At 42.9% G+C, this 19,524-nt stretch carries 18 protein-coding genes; 11 read left to right on the top strand and 7 right to left on the bottom strand.

Translation table 11 applies throughout. The features are described from left to right. Window positions 1-574 precede the first annotated feature (574 nt). The 5 genes from J2S07_RS16535 to J2S07_RS16555 all read right to left on the bottom strand — a co-directional run bounded on the left by J2S07_RS16535 (window position 575) and on the right by J2S07_RS16555 (window position 4,644). Window positions 575-1,774 carry an iron-containing alcohol dehydrogenase gene (locus tag J2S07_RS16535; RefSeq protein WP_307151514.1) on the bottom strand — a complete coding sequence of 400 codons (1,200 nt, stop codon included), beginning with the start codon at window positions 1,772-1,774 and terminating at the stop codon, window positions 575-577. A gap of 212 nt (window positions 1,775-1,986) precedes the next feature. Then, complete coding sequence (locus J2S07_RS16540; protein ID WP_307151515.1) at window positions 1,987-2,370, bottom strand: hypothetical protein; 384 nt, start codon at window positions 2,368-2,370, stop codon at window positions 1,987-1,989. 18 nt (window positions 2,371-2,388) lie between these two features. Beyond that, a complete protein-coding gene (locus J2S07_RS16545) occupies window positions 2,389-3,123 on the bottom strand; it encodes an amino acid ABC transporter ATP-binding protein (protein WP_307151516.1) in 735 nt (244 codons plus the stop codon). A gap of 17 nt (window positions 3,124-3,140) precedes the next feature. Continuing rightward, a complete protein-coding gene (locus J2S07_RS16550) occupies window positions 3,141-3,842 on the bottom strand; it encodes an amino acid ABC transporter permease (RefSeq protein WP_307151517.1) in 702 nt (233 codons plus the stop codon). Further along, complete coding sequence (locus J2S07_RS16555) at window positions 3,829-4,644, bottom strand: amino acid ABC transporter substrate-binding protein (RefSeq protein ID WP_370872866.1); 816 nt, start codon at window positions 4,642-4,644, stop codon at window positions 3,829-3,831. Before J2S07_RS16555 ends, J2S07_RS16550 begins: the two co-directional genes overlap by 14 nt. Window positions 4,645-4,777: 133 nt before the next feature. Here J2S07_RS16555 and J2S07_RS16560 point away from each other — a divergent pair, with 133 nt between their 5' ends. Beyond that, window positions 4,778-5,062: a hypothetical protein gene (locus tag J2S07_RS16560; RefSeq protein WP_307151518.1), complete on the top strand. Its 285-nt coding sequence runs from the start codon at window positions 4,778-4,780 to the stop codon at window positions 5,060-5,062. A gap of 26 nt (window positions 5,063-5,088) precedes the next feature. Here J2S07_RS16560 and J2S07_RS16565 read toward each other — a convergent pair whose 3' ends face one another. Then, a complete protein-coding gene (locus tag J2S07_RS16565; protein ID WP_307151519.1) occupies window positions 5,089-6,810 on the bottom strand; it encodes a DUF2207 domain-containing protein in 1,722 nt (573 codons plus the stop codon). Between the two features lie 292 nt (window positions 6,811-7,102). Between J2S07_RS16565 and uvrB the strand changes: the two genes are divergently transcribed. From uvrB to J2S07_RS16590, 5 genes are all read left to right on the top strand, one after another. Beyond that, window positions 7,103-9,082, top strand: coding sequence for an excinuclease ABC subunit UvrB (gene uvrB, locus J2S07_RS16570; protein ID WP_307151520.1), 1,980 nt, complete (start codon window positions 7,103-7,105; stop codon window positions 9,080-9,082). Window positions 9,083-9,089: 7 nt separating this feature from the next. Further along, window positions 9,090-11,972, top strand: coding sequence for an excinuclease ABC subunit UvrA (uvrA, locus tag J2S07_RS16575; protein ID WP_307151521.1), 2,883 nt, complete (start codon window positions 9,090-9,092; stop codon window positions 11,970-11,972). A 349-nt stretch (window positions 11,973-12,321) separates the two neighbouring features. Next, window positions 12,322-12,645, top strand: a complete 324-nt coding sequence (locus tag J2S07_RS16580) for a magnetosome magnetite crystal formation protein family (protein WP_307151522.1) — start codon at window positions 12,322-12,324, stop codon at window positions 12,643-12,645. Window positions 12,646-12,669: 24 nt separating this feature from the next. Further along, on the top strand, window positions 12,670-13,776 hold the full coding sequence (locus J2S07_RS16585; protein ID WP_307151523.1) for a DUF4097 family beta strand repeat-containing protein: 1,107 nt from the start codon (window positions 12,670-12,672) through the stop codon (window positions 13,774-13,776). 100 nt (window positions 13,777-13,876) lie between these two features. Continuing rightward, on the top strand, window positions 13,877-14,236 hold the full coding sequence (locus J2S07_RS16590) for a phage holin family protein (protein WP_307151524.1): 360 nt from the start codon (window positions 13,877-13,879) through the stop codon (window positions 14,234-14,236). Window positions 14,237-14,262: 26 nt separating this feature from the next. Here the strand turns inward: J2S07_RS16590 and J2S07_RS16595 are convergent, their stop codons facing one another. Beyond that, window positions 14,263-14,949 carry an N-acetylmuramoyl-L-alanine amidase gene (locus tag J2S07_RS16595; protein WP_307151525.1) on the bottom strand — a complete coding sequence of 229 codons (687 nt, stop codon included), beginning with the start codon at window positions 14,947-14,949 and terminating at the stop codon, window positions 14,263-14,265. A gap of 409 nt (window positions 14,950-15,358) precedes the next feature. Between J2S07_RS16595 and hprK the strand changes: the two genes are divergently transcribed. The 5 genes from hprK to J2S07_RS16620 are packed head-to-tail and all read left to right on the top strand — an operon-like array spanning window position 15,359 to window position 19,313. Further along, entirely contained in the window at window positions 15,359-16,294 is a 936-nt protein-coding gene (gene hprK / locus J2S07_RS16600; RefSeq protein ID WP_307151526.1) for an HPr(Ser) kinase/phosphatase, read from the top strand. 56 nt (window positions 16,295-16,350) lie between these two features. Beyond that, entirely contained in the window at window positions 16,351-17,169 is an 819-nt protein-coding gene (gene lgt / locus J2S07_RS16605) for a prolipoprotein diacylglyceryl transferase (RefSeq protein ID WP_307151527.1), read from the top strand. A 22-nt stretch (window positions 17,170-17,191) separates the two neighbouring features. Then, window positions 17,192-18,133 (top strand): nucleoside recognition domain-containing protein, encoded by a 942-nt coding sequence (locus J2S07_RS16610; RefSeq protein WP_307151528.1) that lies wholly within the window; start codon window positions 17,192-17,194, stop codon window positions 18,131-18,133. Continuing rightward, window positions 18,130-18,780 (top strand): pyrophosphatase PpaX, encoded by a 651-nt coding sequence (ppaX, locus tag J2S07_RS16615; protein WP_307151529.1) that lies wholly within the window; start codon window positions 18,130-18,132, stop codon window positions 18,778-18,780. The genes J2S07_RS16610 and ppaX overlap by 4 nt, the downstream gene beginning before the upstream one ends. After that, window positions 18,777-19,313: an acyltransferase gene (locus J2S07_RS16620; protein WP_307151530.1), complete on the top strand. Its 537-nt coding sequence runs from the start codon at window positions 18,777-18,779 to the stop codon at window positions 19,311-19,313. The genes ppaX and J2S07_RS16620 overlap by 4 nt, the downstream gene beginning before the upstream one ends. Window positions 19,314-19,524 lie beyond the last annotated feature (211 nt).

Here is a 19,524-nt window from a genome sequence, read left to right on the forward strand (position 1 = left end):
ATAAAGCTATCAACTCCTAGGGTATCTAATAGTTTTTACCCAGTATAGACTGCTTTATGAAATTTTAAACTAAACACTAAATAGCGAGGAAGCATATTTTTTATATGCCTCACTGGAACTATATTTATATGAATATGACATTGAGTTGCTGTTGCTACTAGCATTTATTACTTCATACGGACTACTACTATCTGACCTGAATAATACTTTAAATGGCGGTGTCCCAGTCCAAGAGAAGGTCCAATTTGCGTAAACTTGAGAACCATATATTGTCTGAGTGGAAGGTGAGATACTTGCCGCGGCTTCGCCTCTTTCAACAAATCCAAATACAAAGATCGACAACATCACAGTAAAGCCGACAAACAACTTTTTAAACATTCTTTTACATAACCACCATTTTTTTGGTGATTGCAATCCCAACTCCATATTATAGTAGTTTCCTATATTTGTAAACCTTTATTTAAAAATTCAAAAAAGCCAAAAAATAAAAGCAGCTCCCTTGTGTAATAGAGAGAGCTGCATTTTATGATCTTCTGTTATTAAGGAGTTTATCCACACGGAACTATTAAACAATCTACTCCTTTACCATATGATAAAGCTTGACTAAGTCTTCCTTATATAAAATCCTCGGAACAGGATAAAGCGGGTTTGCTTCCCTTAAGGCACGTTCGACCATTAGCGGAATATCACGGTCTACAATTCCGCTCACCTTTGTGGGAATGTTCATTTTTTTGTTTAACTGTTTGATGGCCTCAATAAACTTAGTTGCTTTTTGTTCAGTTGTATCAGCAGGCTCAGTTAATCCGACCAAATCAGCTAGTTCAGCTAATGGCTTATGGGCGGACTCGCCATAATACTCGAGAACATAAGGGAGGATAATCGCATTTGCTAGACCATGTGGAACCGAGTAAAAGCCGCCAAGGGTATGGGCAATTGCATGAACATAGCCAACATATGCACGAGTAAAAGCCATTCCCGCCAAGTAAGCAGCCTGCTGCATATTTGTTCGAGCTGTAAGGTTCGTTCCGTTACAGTAGGACTCATACAAATTTTCAAATATGAGTTTGACCGCATCAATACTCCACTGAGTAGTCTCCTTTGTATTGCTTCTACCAATGTAGGCTTCAACCGCATGGGTCAAGGCATCCATCCCAGTTGTAGAGGTAATATGTGGCGGTAGCCCTACCGTGAGCAGTGGATCCAAAACAGCGTAGTGGGGAATGAGTGAGGTATCCATAATGGCGTATTTTTCGTGTGTCTCGCTATTGGATACAACTGCAGCAAGCGTTGCTTCACTACCAGTCCCAGCTGTTGTTGGAATGGCGAACAATGGCGGAATCTTCTTCAAAACCTTAAAAACGCCTTTCATCTTAGGAATGGATTTGTTGGGCCTCGCTACTCGAGCACCAACGGCTTTGGCGCAATCCATCGGTGAACCTCCGCCAAATGCCACAATGCCTTGACATTGGTTTGCTTTATACATCGAGTAGGCCTCCTCGATATTATCAATCGTTGGATTTGGAACGGTTTTATCATATACGAAATAATGAATCCCTTCAGCTGTTAATCCCTGTAGAAACTCATCCATCAGTCCAATGGAAGTAATTCCTTGGTCTGTAACAATTAAAACGCCTTCAATCCTTTTATCCTTGATCAGCTTGGGTAGTTTGCTCAAGCTATTTTCTCCCTTAAGCAGCTCAGGTTCACGCCATGGCAGAAGGCCGGAACCCACTTTCATTATTCCTTGATAGGTTCGACAATACAACTCGTACATAACAATACCTCACTTTTTGAAAGATCAAAAAATATGTATATCCTTTATATATCGTAATTCACTGTTTAGCATCAAGATAATATTCAGAAAATACTAAAAATATGAGAATACCTATATATTAACCTTATTAAATGATTAAAAGGATTATGAAAAAAACCAACCAGGCAATTTTGGTTGGCTTTATAAGCTTTGTTCTTAAAAAACTTTCCCAATTAAGTAGTGTAAATAATTTGGAAAGATTTCCAATTGTGTGAATAAGTTATGAAAACTATTATATTAACTAACATTTTCAACAAGGGAATCCTTGATATGGAAAATCTATTAATGTATGTTAAATTTGTGACGGCGATTTTATGAAAGTAAACAAAAACAAACAAAACTAAACTAATTTTTGGAGAAACGATGGAGATGAGTTTGACTTTTCCTAAAAATAGAGAGGGGAAACCTTCTCTATTTTTTTGTCTTCTTTCTTGCAAGTTGGCCGAAAAAGAAGAGGAGTTGACGCCATAGGTCATCAATGACGACAAGCCAAGCGAAAAAAGAAGCGGAGTTGTCGCCATAGCAACGAAAAGCAGACCCTCTTCCGAAACGAACAAGGTCGCCCCCTCTCTCCCCTATTGAATCATCCGCAAAAATTCCTTCGTCCGCTCCTCCTTTGGAGCGCCAAATACCTCCTCTGGTCCGCCTCTTTCAACAACAAATCCATTCTCCATGAATATCACCTCGTTGGCGACCTCGCGAGCAAAGCGCATTTCATGGGTGACAACGACCATCGTCATGCCTTCAGCTGCTAAGTCCTTCATCACCTTGAGGACCTCGCCCACTAGCTCGGGGTCCAGGGCAGATGTCGGTTCGTCAAATAGCATCACATTCGGCTCCATCGCTAAAGCTCTGGCAATTCCGACCCGCTGTTGCTGACCACCGGAAAGCTGAAACGGATAGAAATCCTTCTTATCCCCGAGTCCCACCTTTCCCAGCAAGGCTTCTGCTTTTTTTCGCACCTCATCCTTGTTTTCTTTTTTGACTGTAATAGGTCCTTCCATGACATTCTCCAAAGCGGTCATATGGGGAAAAAGGTTATAGCCTTGAAAAACCATCCCTGTTTCTCTACGAAAAGCGGCTATTTCCTTCTTTCCAATCCGCCTCGAAAAATCCAAGGTCTGATCACCGATAGAAATGACACCTTTGGTCGGCTCCTCCAGAACATTCAAGCATCTTAGTAAAGTCGTCTTCCCAGAACCTGATGGACCAATGACGACCACGACATTTCCTTTATCCACTTGAAGATTGATTCCTTTTAGAACGTCTAACTGATCAAAGCTTTTATGAAGATTATGAATGGAAATCATTCTAGAAACTCCTCTATTTATTTTGCCGTATATCGATCAAGTCGCGCTTCAATTCTTCCTTGTCCCATCGAAAGAATAAAGCAAATCATCCAGTATAATAAGGCCGCTTCACTATACAAAAGCAAAAATTCATAGTTTGTTGAGGCAATTTCCTGGGCCCGTCTAAACATTTCAGTTACGAGAATAAGAGCTGCTAAGGAGGTATCTTTTACCAAGCTAATGAATGTGTTGGACAAGGGTGGGACCGATACGCGTGCCGCCTGGGGTAAAATAATTCTTCGCATCGCCTGGCCGTAAGACATTCCGATCGAATAGGCCGCTTCCCACTGCCCCTTAGGGATCGATAAAATAGCCGCGCGGATAATTTCTGACGCATAGGCCCCGACATTTAAGGAGAAGCCAATGATAGCAGATGGGTATGGGTCGATAGTGATGCCAATCGTCGGCAAGCCATAAAAAATGATAAAAAGCTGAACCAATAAAGGGGTGCCACGTATGGCAGAAACATAAATTCTTGCAATGATTTGAAAAAGCTTGATGTTAGATAATCTGGCTAGTGCTGTTACAACGGCAAGGAAAATTCCCAATAAAAACGTAATCAAGGTTAATGGAATGGTATAAAAAACAGCCCCCTCCAAAAGTGGCAGGAGGGAACTTTTTGCAATTTCGATCAGTTGATCCCATCTTTCGGGGGTAGGCATGACATTATTTAAGTACATCTTCACCAAACCATTTCTCAGAGATTTTGAGGTAAGTCCCGTCGTCAATCATATCCTTAAGTGCCTGATTGACTTCCTTTACCAAGGTGTCACTACCCTTGCGAAACACAAGGCCACTATGAGAAGCATCCTCATGGGTAGCAACCATCTTAATCGGGGCATTTGGCTTTTGCTTCAAATAATCGAGAACAGTTAAATTGTCGTTTATTGTCACATCCACACGGCCGGAGGTTAACAGTTCAATCGCCTGATTAAAGCCTTCGACACTAACGAGATCAGCTCCGTACTCCTTTGCCATCTCACCGTAATTACTTGTCAAAGATTGCGCTGCTTTCAATCCTTCGATCTCCTCGAAGCTAGTAATGTCTTTGTTATTCTTCGGGACAACTAGAACAGCGGAAGATGTAATATAAGGGTCTGAGAAATCATATTTTTTCTGCCGATCCTCCCGTATGCCCACCTCGTTTGCAATCATGTCAAACCGTTTCGCATCAAGCCCAGCAAATAGGGCATCCCACTGTGTTTCCAAAAATTCAGCGTCCACCCCTAACCGTTTTGCTACTTCTCGGGCAATTTCTACATCAAACCCTGTTAAGTCACCTTTATCATCATGGAAGGTGAAGGGAGGGTAGGTGCCTTCCGTACCAATCAATAGCTTCCCTTTGGACTTAATTTCTGCTAATACATCCTTCGACTCAGCACCGTCTCCAGTCTCTTTTGTTTCATTATTTTTAGTACCGCAACTCGCAAGCAAAAGAACCATACAAAGTATGATGCCGATAAATAGTCGTCTCTTCTTCAATGCGTATCCTCCTTTAACCAGGTCTTATCCAAAAATTGTTGTCACTATCATTATTTGTCTCTATTTGTTTTTTATAACCTTTTTTCTCGTGATACAATAAGGAAATCTAGTATGAAGGTTTGGTGTGGTCAGGATGTCAGTTCAAGAAATTCCAACGATTATTTATGGAATCATCCTAGTTTTTGGAGGCTTGATAATCGGTTTAATTAAGATAAGAAAAGAGGAGTATAAGGCCGCATACGGGGGATTTGGACATTTCATCGGGGCATTGGCAAGCTTTGGATTGGCATATGTCGTAGCATTGGAGGATAGCAGCAAGGGGATAGCTATTATGATCTACTATCCCATCTTTTCACTCATAGGAATTTTAATTGGGAGAAAGTTAGGTCAAAGGAAAGACGTGAAAAAGAGAGCCTGAAAAAATTCTTGGCTCTCCTCTTTAGCTTAGAATGCTCCTGAACCGCCGCCCCCGCCGCCAACTCCGCCTCCAGTCGATGAAGATGATGAGCTGCTTGTGGTTGACTGGCTTGTTTTGTAGGCTGAGTGAAAATGGGTCGATGCATACGGACCGATAAGAAGCATCGTCTGCATGTTCAGAGCATCTCCATGATTGTGTACATGTTCCAAAGGATGCTTGAAGGACTGAACAAATTCTTTGTTCTTCTCGATGATCCCCTCATCCTTCATGCCAATGCCATAAATAAACCCTCGCATCTGTTCGTCATTGGTGAGATCTTCCCATTCCTTCAGGGACAGCTTCGGTAGCCCCTTCTCCAAAAATCGCCATTCCTTAACGATCATCCATCCATCCCATGATTTCGTTATATAGGATGCGGCAAGAACGAAATAAGTAACAGCTAGAATAAGTGCTGCGGTAAACCATCCAAACAAATCATAAATAGGGAATAGGAACAGAAATGGAAACAATAGTAAGCCGGCAATCAAAAGGAACAGGCGGGTTCCTGCATTTTGATCATACAGCTTCTTCCCCTTTATTTCTTGACGTATGGCTTGCTGCCATTTTAAGGTTTGAGTCTGGAATTTTTCATGATTCTTTTTCTTCATCATATAGGTTCTGAGATTATCAAATGTAAATTCGTCCCCCGTACCGATTTCATTGAAGAGGAAATCCACTAATACTTGTTCATGCTTCAACAACCCACCACTACGTTTGACAAGCTGAAAACGGTTGTCCTCCATTTTGACAACATAGCCTCTCCTAACTAAATCAAGAAGTGCTGCTGACATCGCCTCACCGGGTTGATAGGAGGTCCCTTTGATAAATAGAATGGTAGCGGGGAGGCTAAGCTTCTCATCAGGGATGAAGAAAGCCTGTTGGATGGCTTGCTCAACGCCTAATTTTTTCATTCGTTCTCTTATGATCATCTGGATAATGGTAATCAGTAATAGGGCAGAAAATATCGGTATGATGAACAGTGCGATTTTAGAGAGCTTCTCTCTCATTTTCATGTCCGCAACTGCTTGTTCATAGAGCTTTTTCTTCGCTCCCAATATCTCTTCCTTCATCATTTTATCTGCTGTTATAGTTGCCCCTGGAAAAAGGGCAGCATTGTAGGCGACGCGAATATCGCCATTTTCACCAGAGGGAACCTCGCCGAGCTGGAACAGGACCGAGCCATCTGCTAACATCTCTTCCTTGTCAAAGGCCGTATCATATCCAAAAGCAATGACATCTTTTGTCTCTTTTGGCGGATGGATGATAATATTCATTTTGTCATAACTGGATTCATTTCGGTCATCAAAGAAAGGCCAATAAAATTCAGCTACATCTGCATATACGTCGACTCCGTTTTTAATGGTATAGGCAATCTCAACCGTAATGGTTTCTTCCTTGCCCTTGCGGTGGATTTTGTATAGATCTTCCTCTTTCTCAACCCGCAGCGACTTTCCGTTCTCAGTCGCCTTTAGCTTCATGATTTTCGTTCCATTCTTCGGAACAATTTCTCTAGTGATTCCATTAAATTTTCCGTCAAATGCATAGGTGTGTTTTTCCGTTACCGCTACATCCCCATTCTCCTGTAAGTAGGCATCGATTTGGACACCGGTAATGGAATAATCAACTGCATAACTGACGCTTGGAAAAAAGAATGGGACCACAATAGCACCTATGAAAAGCACTAGGAAAGCTTTCAACCTCCATCTCATCACGAACACCTCCATCTTTTTATTAATACGTAGGATACGAATATAAAGTTTCATTGATATTTCAGCCTTATATGTGTACGTGAATAGGGGCAATTATTAAAATTGCCCTTCCTTAGTTTCGGTACGAAAACTCTCGTGAACGTACACGTATAAGGCGATATTAAAAGCAACAATTAAATATAACAAAGCTTTACATAAAAAAACGAATATTCGTTCGCATATTATTGGTTAGTTTTTGGATGTTTGTGGTAGAATGGGAATATGAATTTTACGGGGAGAAGGTGGAGTATAAGTGAAGGATCAATTTGAGTTAGTCTCCAAATATTCACCACAAGGGGATCAGCCAGAAGCGATTCGTCAGCTTGTTGAAGGAATCCGTGAAGGAAAGAAGCATCAAACCTTGCTAGGCGCAACAGGAACGGGAAAAACCTTCACGATTTCTAATGTAATTAAGGAAATCAACAAGCCGACATTGGTCATTGCCCATAACAAAACCCTTGCTGGGCAACTATACAGTGAATTCAAAGAGTTCTTTCCGAATAATGCTGTTGAATATTTTGTCAGCTATTACGATTATTATCAGCCAGAGGCCTATGTGCCATCGACAGATACCTTCATCGAAAAGGATGCCAGCATTAATGATGAAATTGACAAGCTTCGTCACTCTGCTACTTCGTCCTTATTTGAACGGAAGGATGTTATCATCATCGCCAGCGTATCCTGCATCTACGGTCTCGGTTCTCCAGAGGAATACCGGGAGCTCGTCCTCTCCTTAAGAACGGGGATGGAAATTGAACGGAATCAGCTCTTGCATCGATTGGTTGATATCCAATATGAACGGAATGACATCAACTTTCAGCGCGGAACCTTCCGTGTGCGCGGGGATGTCGTTGAGATTTTTCCAGCCTCAAAGGATGAGCATTGTTTGAGAGTTGAATTTTTCGGGGATGAAATTGACCGCATTCGCGAAGTCGATGCGCTAACAGGGGAAATTATCGGTGAGCGTGAGCATGTCGCCATTTTTCCAGCTTCTCACTTCGTTACTCGGGAAGAAAAGATGCGTGTCGCCATTGAGAATATTGAACAGGAGCTGGAGGAGAGGCTGAAGGAGTTAAGGGAGAATGACAAGCTCCTTGAAGCCCAGCGGCTTGAGCAAAGAACCCGATACGATTTGGAAATGATGAGAGAAATGGGCTTTTGCTCAGGGATTGAAAACTATTCTAGGCATTTGACATTAAGGCCACCAGGTTCTACACCATACACACTTTTGGACTATTTTCCGAAGGATTTTCTCATGGTCATTGATGAATCCCATGTGACCCTGCCACAGGTGCGAGGTATGTATAACGGGGACCAAGCCAGAAAGCAGGTCCTTGTTGATCATGGCTTCCGTCTCCCGTCGGCCATGGATAACCGTCCGCTGAAATTTGATGAATTTGAGGATCATATTAACCAGATCATTTATGTTTCAGCGACTCCAGGTCCCTATGAAATCGAGCATACTCCGAAGATGGTGGAGCAAATTATCCGTCCAACCGGACTCTTGGATCCAATTATTGATGTTCGGCCGATTGAGGGACAAATTGATGATTTAATCGGAGAAATTCAGGAGCGAGTAAAGCGCAATGAGCGCGTGCTTGTCACGACCTTAACGAAAAAAATGTCAGAGGATTTAACCGATTACTTAAAAGAGATTGGCATCAAGGTGCAGTATTTGCATTCCGAGGTTAAAACGCTCGAACGAATTGAAATTATTCGAGAGCTACGACTTGGAAAATATGATGTTCTTGTTGGAATCAACCTTTTACGAGAAGGCTTGGATATTCCTGAGGTTTCCTTAGTGACGATTCTGGATGCCGATAAGGAAGGCTTCCTCCGTTCTGAACGTTCGCTGATCCAGACGATCGGTCGGGCGGCTCGTAACGCCAATGGCCATGTCATCATGTATGCGAATCGGATCACGAATTCGATGGAGCTTGCCATTAATGAAACGAAGCGTCGTCGTGAAATTCAAGAGGAATATAACCGAAAGCATGGCATCACACCGATGACGATCCAAAAGGATATTCGTGATGCCATCCGTGCAACGATTGCGGCGGAGGAAACAGAAGAGTACACAGCAACCCAGAAGCTTGGAAAGCTAAACAAGAAGGAAAGAGAAAAAGTGATTTCCGATATGGAAAAGGAAATGAAGGAAGCAGCAAAAGCCCTCAACTTCGAAAGAGCGGCTGAATTGCGTGATCTCATTTTAGAGTTGAAGGCGGAAGGATGACGAAGCAATGGCAATGGAGAAATTAATTGTAAAAGGGGCTCGGGCACACAATTTAAAAAATCTGGATGTCACTATTCCAAGAGATAAGCTTGTTGTGCTGACAGGACTTTCTGGTTCAGGGAAGTCCTCTTTGGCCTTTGATACCATTTATGCAGAGGGACAACGTCGCTATGTCGAATCCTTATCTGCCTATGCAAGACAATTTTTAGGACAAATGGACAAGCCGGATGTCGATTCGATTGAAGGATTGTCTCCGGCGATTTCAATTGATCAGAAAACAACGAGCCGAAATCCTCGATCTACCGTTGGTACGGTAACGGAAATCTATGATTATTTGCGTCTCTTGTTTGCCCGAATTGGACGGCCAACCTGTCCAAATCATGGTATCGAGATTACCTCACAAACGATTGAGCAAATGGTCGATCGAATTCTGGAATATCCGGAAAGAACAAAGCTTCAAGTGCTTGCCCCCATTGTTTCTGGGAAAAAGGGAGCCCATGTTAAAACCCTTGAGGACATTAAGAAACAGGGCTTTGTTCGCGTTCGTATTGATGGAGAGATGTTCGACCTTGGCGATGAGGTCGAGCTTGATAAGAACAAAAAGCACTCCATTGAAGTAGTCGTCGATCGGATTGTCATTAAAGAGGGGATTAGTGCGCGCTTGTCTGATTCACTGGAAACAGCCTTAAAGCTAGGAGAAGGCCGAGTCATCATTGATGTAATTGGACAAGAGGAGCTATTATTTAGTGAACTTCACGCTTGTCCGATTTGTGGTTTTTCGATCGGGGCATTGGAGCCAAGAATGTTCTCCTTTAATAGTCCGTTCGGAGCTTGTCCTGATTGCGATGGACTTGGCTCGAAGCTTGAGGTGGATGTGGATTTGGTAATCCCAAATCGTGAATTGTCTTTAAAAGAAGGGGCAATCGCTGCTTGGGAACCGACCAGCTCCCAATATTATCCACAGCTGCTTGAGGCCGTATGCAACCACTACGGCATCGACATGAATATTCCGTTCGGAGAGCTTCCGAAGGAGCAGGCGGATAAAATCCTATATGGCTCTGGGGAAGAAAAACTCTTTTTCCATTATGAAAATGATTTCGGACAGGTACGTGAAAACTGGATTCAATTTGAAGGGGTCATTCCGAATGTGGAACGGCGCTATAAAGACACAAGCTCTGATTATATTCGAGAGCAAATGGAAAAGTACATGGCCGAACAGCCTTGTCCAACCTGTAAGGGAGAACGCCTGAAAAAAGAGAGCTTAGCAGTCCTGATTGATGGGGAGAATATCGGGTTTATCACCTCCCTATCGATTCGGGAAGCATTTGACAAAATCGATGGCATCACACTAACGGATAAAGAAAAGCAAATTGCCAATGTTATTTTCCGCGAAATTCGGGAGCGGTTAGGATTTCTTGTTAATGTTGGCTTAGATTATTTAACCCTCAATCGTGCAGCCGGTACACTATCCGGCGGGGAAGCCCAAAGGATTAGGCTTGCGACTCAAATCGGGTCACGCCTAACGGGAGTTCTTTATATTTTGGATGAGCCTTCAATCGGCTTGCACCAACGGGATAATGATCGCTTGATTGATACGCTCAAGAGTATGCGTGATATCGGGAATACGCTGCTAGTCGTTGAGCATGATGAGGACACGATGCTCGCAGCCGATTACTTAATCGACGTCGGACCAGGAGCAGGTGTCCACGGTGGGGAAATTGTTTCTGCCGGGACCCCAGAAGAAGTGATGAATGATCCGAAATCGCTCACAGGACAATACCTGTCAGGGAAAAAGTTTATTCCACTTCCAAACGAACGCCGTAAGTCCGACGGGCGCTTTATCGAAATTAAGGGCGCCAAGGAAAACAACTTAAAAAATATTAATGTCAAATTTCCGCTCGGTATGTTTATTGCGGTAACTGGAGTATCAGGCTCTGGAAAGAGTACGCTTGTCAACGAAATTTTACACAAGGCCCTAGCTCAGCAGCTGAATCGTGCCAAAACAAGACCTGGACAGCATAAGGAAATCAAGGGGCTTGAGCATCTCGATAAGGTCATTGATATTGACCAATCGCCAATTGGTCGGACCCCGCGCTCCAATCCTGCCACCTATACAGGGGTGTTTGATGATATTCGCGATGTTTTTTCAGCAACTAATGAGGCAAAGGTTCGTGGCTACAAAAAGGGTCGCTTCAGCTTCAATGTGAAGGGCGGCCGTTGCGAGGCATGTCGCGGGGATGGAATCATCAAAATCGAAATGCACTTCCTCCCAGATGTGTATGTCCCATGTGAGGTCTGCCATGGAAAGCGCTATAATCGGGAGACGCTAGAGGTCAAATATAAAGGCAAGAGCATTTCAGAAATATTGGATATGACGGTGGAGGATGCTCTCCAATTTTTCGAAAACATTCCAAAAATCCATCGCAAGATGCAGACATTATATGATGTAGGGCTAGGCTACATTACCTTAGGGCAACCGGCAACCACCCTATCTGGTGGAGAGGCTCAGCGCGTCAAGCTTGCTTCCGAGCTTCATCGTCGTTCGACGGGTCGCTCGCTCTACATCCTTGATGAGCCGACAACAGGTCTGCATGTGGATGATATTTCAAGATTGCTAGTGGTGCTCCAGCGTCTTGTTGAAAATGGCGATACCGTCCTCGTTATTGAGCATAATTTAGATGTGATTAAGACGGCCGATTATTTGGTCGATTTAGGACCAGAGGGAGGCGACAAAGGAGGAACGATTATCGGAACCGGAACTCCTGAAAAGATCGCCGAAATCCCAGAATCGCACACAGGCCGATATTTAAAGCCCATTCTTGAACGAGATCGCCAAAGAATGAAGGAACTCATTCAAGAAAAAGAAGCAACAGTTAAGGCACTTTTCTAAGACATGTGCTGTTGAAAATGAAAGTCAGAATTTGAATTATTTGAAATTTAGTGATTGAAACGGAGAAAAGTGCTGGTCATTTTATGCGTGAAACTAAGCCCAGTGTGAAACGGAATGACCGGCATTAGGGTCATTCCAAAACCACATCCCGTACCAACCAAACTTAATTAAAAGGAAACCCGCCAAAACGGCGGGTTTCTTCTGCATTTATGGGGAAAAGAGGAGCGCTATAGAGCTAATATTTGCGAAAAAATAATATATTTGCGGCAATTTGAATATATTTGCGAAACATCAAAATTTGAAACCTTCGTCTCTGAAAAACGTAAAAATAGAAAAGGAGTTGAGGAAAATGGATACAAATAAAGTTCTATCGGCATTGAGCTATTTCAGCATCTTTTTCGCAGGAATTATTTTTCCACTCATCGTATGGCTAGTGGCCAGTGACAAGGTGGTCAAGGGGCATGCAAAGAAGGCCTTTTTTTCACATATCATTACTTTGATCCCTGTGCCGATTATTATTTTTTCCGTTATATTTGATATCGTTGGGGGATATTCGGACGTACCTGTCATGTTCTTTATTAGTATCATTGTGACGGTCATCCTAAGTTTAATCGTGCTTATTTGGAATATTGTCAAAGGAATTCAAGTATTGACTAAAGAAAGTATATATTAGGATTTTATAGAGGAGGATGTAGCCATGCAAGAAGAAAGAAAACGAATTTTGAATTTGGTCAAAGAGGGTAAGCTAACGGTGAATGAAGCACTCGTTCTGTTAGAAGGGTTGGATGATTCGGAAGAAAGCATGAAGAAAAAGAAAGAGGCGTTATTCGGAGAGCTTTCCACGACCGTTCATTTTGAAGAGGCGAAAAAGGAAGACTCTTATTCGCAGCAGAAATTCCAATCCACAAAGGAAAAACTTTTCGAATTTGTTGACACAGCACTGAAGAAAATTAAGGATTTTGATTTGGATTTAAACTTCGGAGCATCCATTGATATTTCTCATATTTTTCAGCAGAGTGACGTGTATTTAAAAGAGATGGATGTCGATCTGGCCAATGGCTCAGTAAAAATCGTTCCTTGGGATCAGCAGGATGTGCGCGTCGAGTGTGAGGCAAAGGTCTATCGAGTCGATACCCAGGATGAGGCGCGAAATCACTTTTTGAAAAATGTTACCTTTGCTATTGAGGGGCAGAAGCTGCGTTTTCATTCCCAGCAAAAGTGGATGAAAATCCATGCAATCCTTTATATTCCGCAAGCCCAGTATGATAACATTAAGGTGCGGATGTTTAATGGGCCAATTGAAAGTGAAAACTTACATGTAGAAAAGTATAATGTGAAGACAGCCAATGGAAAGATTAATATTTTTGGCATTACGAGTAAATATTTGGATGCCGAAACGGCCAATGGGCAAATTGAAGTGCGTGACGGAAAAGTGGAAGACTTTGAGGCGGAAACAATTAACGGGGCCATCAAGCTTGATGGGAGCTTCGAAAGGCTCGAGCTTCAGTCATTCAATGGAAACATTATCTGCTCTTTAACTGATCCTCGATGCGATCGGATTGAGGCAAAAGGGACGACAGGTGCAATCAAGCTCTATTTGCCAAGGGAAATGGCTATCTCAGGTGAGGCCAAGTCCAATGTTGGAAGCTTTGATATCGATTATTCGGGCATTCAAGTAGTGGATGAAAAAAATGAAGTTATTCAAAAGCTTGTCCGTTTCCAACCGACGATCCCAAGTGAGAGAACTGCAAGAATTTATCTGGACTCAAAAACGGGATCAATTGCGATAAAAAGAAATCAATAGAATCAGCTTCATCATTATAATAAAATTGTAGCTAAAAGCGATATAACAGGCTTACGAAAATAATGAAGCAGAAATAATGCCTTATTAAAGGATGTTGGACATGAGATGGATTATTGGAATACTAATTAATGCGGTATTGTTTATCGCGTTGGCTGGATATTTTGAGGACTCTTTTTATATAGAGGGGATAGGGGCAGCGATTGGGGCGAGCTTTGTACTGGCTATCTTGAATGTATTAGTGAAGCCAATTTTAATCATTTTGACGCTTCCTATTACGGTGTTTACCCTAGGCCTGTTCTTATTCGTTATCAACGGAGTGACCCTTTTGCTTACCGATGCGATTATTGGGGAGTCCTTTGAAATCAGTGGATTAGGGATGGCGATCTTGATTTCAGCGATTATGTCAGTCGTCAATCTAGTTATTCAAAATGTTGTCTTTGATACGAAAAAAGAAAAATAGAGGATCTGGCGAACAGATCCTCTTTCTTATCCCTCTTGGACGGATGCTTCATACCCGATTCCTCTTAATCTTGTCATCAATTCCTCCGCCTGCTTTTTTTCAAAAAATGGTCCAATCCGGACATGAAAAAGGCTCTCCTGCTTCTGCAGTTGGTCAGGTGATTTCAGCTTGAGTTGAAAATGCTCACGAATCCCTTTTACAATCGCTTCTGCACAGGTTTTGCGATAGAGATCAGAGCGAAGCAGCTGAAGCTCTGACTGGTTTGTCATGAACCCACATTCCACCAAAATAGCTGTCATTTTCGTTGCTCTCAAGACGTGAAAATTGGCTGACTTCACGCCACGATCACGGAGCCCTGTTGCGACAATTAAGTTTTTTTGGACGCGCTCTGCCAGCTTGGTTGCTTCCGGTGGCTTTGTTTTATATACGTAGGTTTCAATCCCTTGAGCCTCATTCCACCCTGAACCATATGCATTGGCGTGAATGGACACAAAGCAGTCGACAGCCAGCTGGTTCGCCTTATCCGTCCTCTCCTGCAATGAGACATCCTTTTTGTCCGAATGAGAAAAATAGACGGTTACCCCTTCATACTCCTCCAGCAAAGCCTTCATATAGTTAGCGACTACTCGATTAAACTCGTATTCACGCATCCCGTCCGGACTTCTCTTCCCTACAGTATTGTAGCTATGTCCGGCATCAAGCATGATTTTCATGGTGACACACTCCTTTCCTTAAGTTTTTTTTAATGACCACCACCCATGAAAAAAAGTTTGATACGATCTCATCCTTATAATATGTAAATCGTCCCAAAACGGATAGGTATACTTTTTTGAAGGCTCTTTTCTTGTTCCGTGATGCCATACCTAGTACGACAGGCAATGGTTGGCATTAGAACCATTGCCTAATAACAATCCGTACTAAAAGAGCCTTTTTGAACATACAAATTTGGTTCTTAATAAAAAAATGCTAAAATAGAGTGAAACTCTCCTAAGAGGAGATTGTACGACAAAAAATTCTTATTTGCTTCTACTAGAGCAAGACATCCCGAACGGAACCCTCTACACGATCCTAAGGGCAAGACTTGCTACAACTAAAACCATACCATCAAGGGAGGAGTTCATTTTGGCGAAGGTACGAACGAAGGATGTTATGGAAAAGTTCAAGCTGGACTTAATTAGTGGTGAAGAAGGCATCAATCGCCCAATCACAATGACTGATATTTCCAGACCAGGGCTTGAACTGGCTGGGTTTTTCGACTATTATCCTGCAGAACGAGTCCAATTACTCGGAAAAACTGAATTAACTTTCATTCAAAAATTGGATGTAGACACGAAGGCGGAGAGGCTTGAGCGTTTGTGTACCGATATTACTCCTGCAATCATCGTGACGAGGGATATGGAGGTTCCCCCAGAGCTTATTGAGGCATCGGAGCGAGAAGCCGTTCCAGTCTTGCGATCCAAATTCAAAACGACCCGTTTTTCGAGCCGTTTGACAAACTTTTTGGAGGCGAAGCTTGCGCCAACGACAGCGGTTCATGGCGTCTTAATTGATATTTATGGAGTTGGTGTGCTCATCACAGGAAAAAGTGGAGTCGGAAAAAGTGAAACCGCACTCGAGCTTGTAAAAAGAGGCCATCGTCTCGTAGCCGATGACTGCGTAGAGATTCGCCAGGAGGATGATGACACCCTTGTGGGGAATTCTCCTGAGTTAATTGAGCATCTTCTTGAAATTCGCGGACTAGGAATCATCAACGTGATGACCCTATTTGGAGCAGGAGCAGTTCGAAGCTTCAAGAAGATTTCGCTCGTCATTCACTTAGAGCTATGGGATCAGTCGAAGCAATACGATCGCTTGGGCCTTGATGAAGAAACGATGAGAATTATTGATACATCCGTGACAAAGCTTACCGTTCCTGTTCGTCCAGGACGAAATCTTGCGGTCATTATTGAAGTAGCGGCTATGAATTTCCGCCTGAAGAGAATGGGCGTTAATGCCGCAGAGCAATTCGCAAGCCGGTTGTCTGATGTGATTGAAGATGGGGACCACGAGGATCGCTGAAGCATTTCCCCCTTTTTACAAAAACAGCCATAATCTAAGAAAAAGGAGATGGATTCATGGAAAAAAATATACAGCCTCTTGATCCAATTGCGTTCTCGCTAGGTCCGATTTCGGTACACTGGTACGGAGTCATCATCGGTGTAGGGCTTGCGTTAGCACTAGTGATTGCGATGAGGGAAGGGGAAAAGAGAGGCCTAAACAAGGATGTTTTTGCTGATTTAATGCTTTGGGCCATCCCGATCTCGATTTTAAGTGCACGCCTTTATTATGTCATTTTTGAATGGGGCTATTATTCGCAAAATCCGGGTGATATCATCAAAATTTGGAACGGGGGGATTGCCATTCACGGTGCCTTAATCGGTGCAGTGGTGACCGCCTATGTTTTCTCGAAAAAAAGAGGAATTTCGTTTTGGCAGCTTGCGGATATCGCAGCTCCAAGTATTATCCTTGGACAGGCAATAGGTAGATGGGGAAACTTCATGAATCAGGAGGCACATGGTGGCGAGGTAAGCCGTGCGTTTTTAGAAAACTTGCACCTGCCAAATTTCATTATTGATCAAATGTATATAAACGGCACCTACTATCATCCTACCTTTTTATATGAATCGATTTGGAACCTGCTAGGTTTTATCCTATTAATCTCATTGCGACGAGTCAATCTTCGCCGTGGAGAAATGTTCCTATCTTATGTGATTTGGTATTCCGTGGGGCGCTTCTTTATTGAAGGCATGCGAACGGACAGCCTGATGCTAACATCGAATTTGCGAATCGCACAAACCATTTCGATTGTGCTTATCGTCGGGGCTGTTGCCATTTTGATCTACAGAAGAATGAAGGGTCTTTCCAAGCAAAGATATTTAGATAGAAGCGTGTAAGTTTAACATAGGGGAGAAGAACATGTGGGGTCAAACATTGAAACAAGGATTAAAGGCTGGGCTGAAAACGACCTGGACATTGGGAAAAATTATTTTTCCCGTTACATTAATCGTTGCGTTTCTCCAGCATACACCGATTTTGCCATGGGTCATTAAGTTGGTCACCCCACTGATGAGTCTGTTTGGTTTATCTGGGGATGCAGCCATTCCGCTTGTGATTGGGAACTTCCTTAATCTGTATGCCGCCATTGGAGCGATTTTGACACTGGATTTAACGGTTAAAGAGGTTTTTATTATTGCGGTAATGCTGTCCTTTTCACATAATATGCTCGTTGAATCAAGTGTGGCGACAAGGGTTGGTGTGAAGCTTTGGATCGCCGTTGTGGTAAGGGTAGGCTTGGCGTTAATCTCAGGAGTCGTTATTAATCTTGTGTGGCAAGGTGGTGGACAGCAAGCCAAATATGGGATGATTCAAGGTTCACAGGAGGAAGTGACAGGCCTGCTAGATATTAGCGTGAATGCCCTGCAAACAGCTGCCATGGGTATCCTTCAGCTTGCCATGATTGTCATTCCGCTAATGGTGGTTATCCAAATCTTGAAGGATTTGAAATGGCTCGACATCTTTTCAAAGTGGATGGCTCCGGTTACAAGGGCTCTAGGGATGAAGAAAAATACCTCCACTACCTTAGCTGCTGGGCTCTTGTTCGGCCTTGCTTATGGAGCCGGTGTGATGATTCAAGCGGTCAAAGAGGACGGGGTGAGCAAAAAGGATGCCACGCTGGCGTTTATTTTTCTCGCTGGCTGTCACGCGGTGGTTGAGGATACATTGATCTTTGTGCCACTTGGGATCCCGGTGCTGCCACTGCTCTTTATTCGGCTTGTGCTGGCGATTGTTGTGACAATCATTGTTGCGACCTCTTGGAATCGCGTGGAAATTGCAAAAAGAAAGGAAACCACAATATGACGAAGATAACCACAATCCTATTTGATTTAGATGGAACATTAATTAATACGAACGATTTAATCATTCAGTCTTTCTTGCATACGTTAGGGAAATTTTATCCCGATCAGTATAAAGAAGAGGATGTTCTACCATTTATGGGACCGACCTTAATGGAAACGTTTGAAAGCATTGACAAGGAAAAATCAGAGGACATGATTCGAGAATACCGTACGTTTAATATTGCTCATCATGACGAATTGGTGAAGGAATTTGATGGGGTGTATGAGACGATTGCCGCTTTGAAGGAGAATGGCTTTAAGCTTGGAATCGTCACGACGAAAATGTTAAATGTGGTAAAAATGGGACTTGAGGTAACGAGGCTTACTCCCTTTTTTGAAGTGATTGTTGCTTTAGATCATGTGACAAAGGCAAAGCCTGATCCCGAACCTATTAGGAAGGCACTTGAACAGCTTCAATCTACACCGGAAGAGGCGATCATGGTTGGTGACAACTACCATGATATTTTAGGTGGAAAGAATGCTGGTACGAAAACTGCAGGTGTGGCTTGGTCTGCTAAGGGAAGAGCATATCTAGAAGAGTATCATCCTGATTATATCCTCGATCATATGAGTGATTTACTTGAAATCGTAGGAGCCAGGCAGCGATGAGGCGGACAACCCGCTACCCTGTTGAAGGGGCCAATTCCTTATGGCATGTGTATAAGACGGTACCCTTTTGGAAGGTTGTCAGGAATTTTATCATCATTCAATTAGCTCGGTACACCCCGTTTCTTGGTATGAAGAATTGGCTCTACCGAACTTTTTTGCGGATGAAGGTTGGGGAGCAAACGTCCTTCGCATTAATGGTGATGCTCGATGTGATGTTTCCTGAAAAAATTAGTGTCGGTCGCAATACGGTGATTGGCTATAATACGACCATTCTCGCCCATGAGTATTTGATTAAGGAGTATCGCCTTGGTGAGGTACAAATCGGCAGTGAAGTGATGATCGGAGCGAACTCTACGATCCTGCCAGGCGTGACGATTGGAGACGGTGCTTTTGTTTCAGCAGGAACTCTTGTCCATAAGGACGTTCCTGCGGGCGCATTTGTCGGCGGTAATCCGATGCGTGTCATTTACACGAAGGAACAGCTGGCAGAAAGATGGGCGGATGACCCGATTTATGGAAAAAATAATATGTAAGACTGTAGACTGGCTCTCTTAAAATGGGGCTAGTCTACAGTCTTTTTTTTGTACGGCCGGAGGTTATGAGCGAAAATCGGGGATTGATAATCCAATTTTCAATCCAAATTCTGCAATCATATTATTAGTTGACGAAACAAGAACGGGAGAGTAAACTACATATAACTTCAATTTGCTAATGTATTAGCGAACTAAAGCATCATAAAAGTTC

This window comes from Anoxybacillus andreesenii (assembly GCF_030813005.1).
Lineage (GTDB): Bacteria > Bacillota > Bacilli > Bacillales > Cytobacillaceae > Robertmurraya > Robertmurraya andreesenii.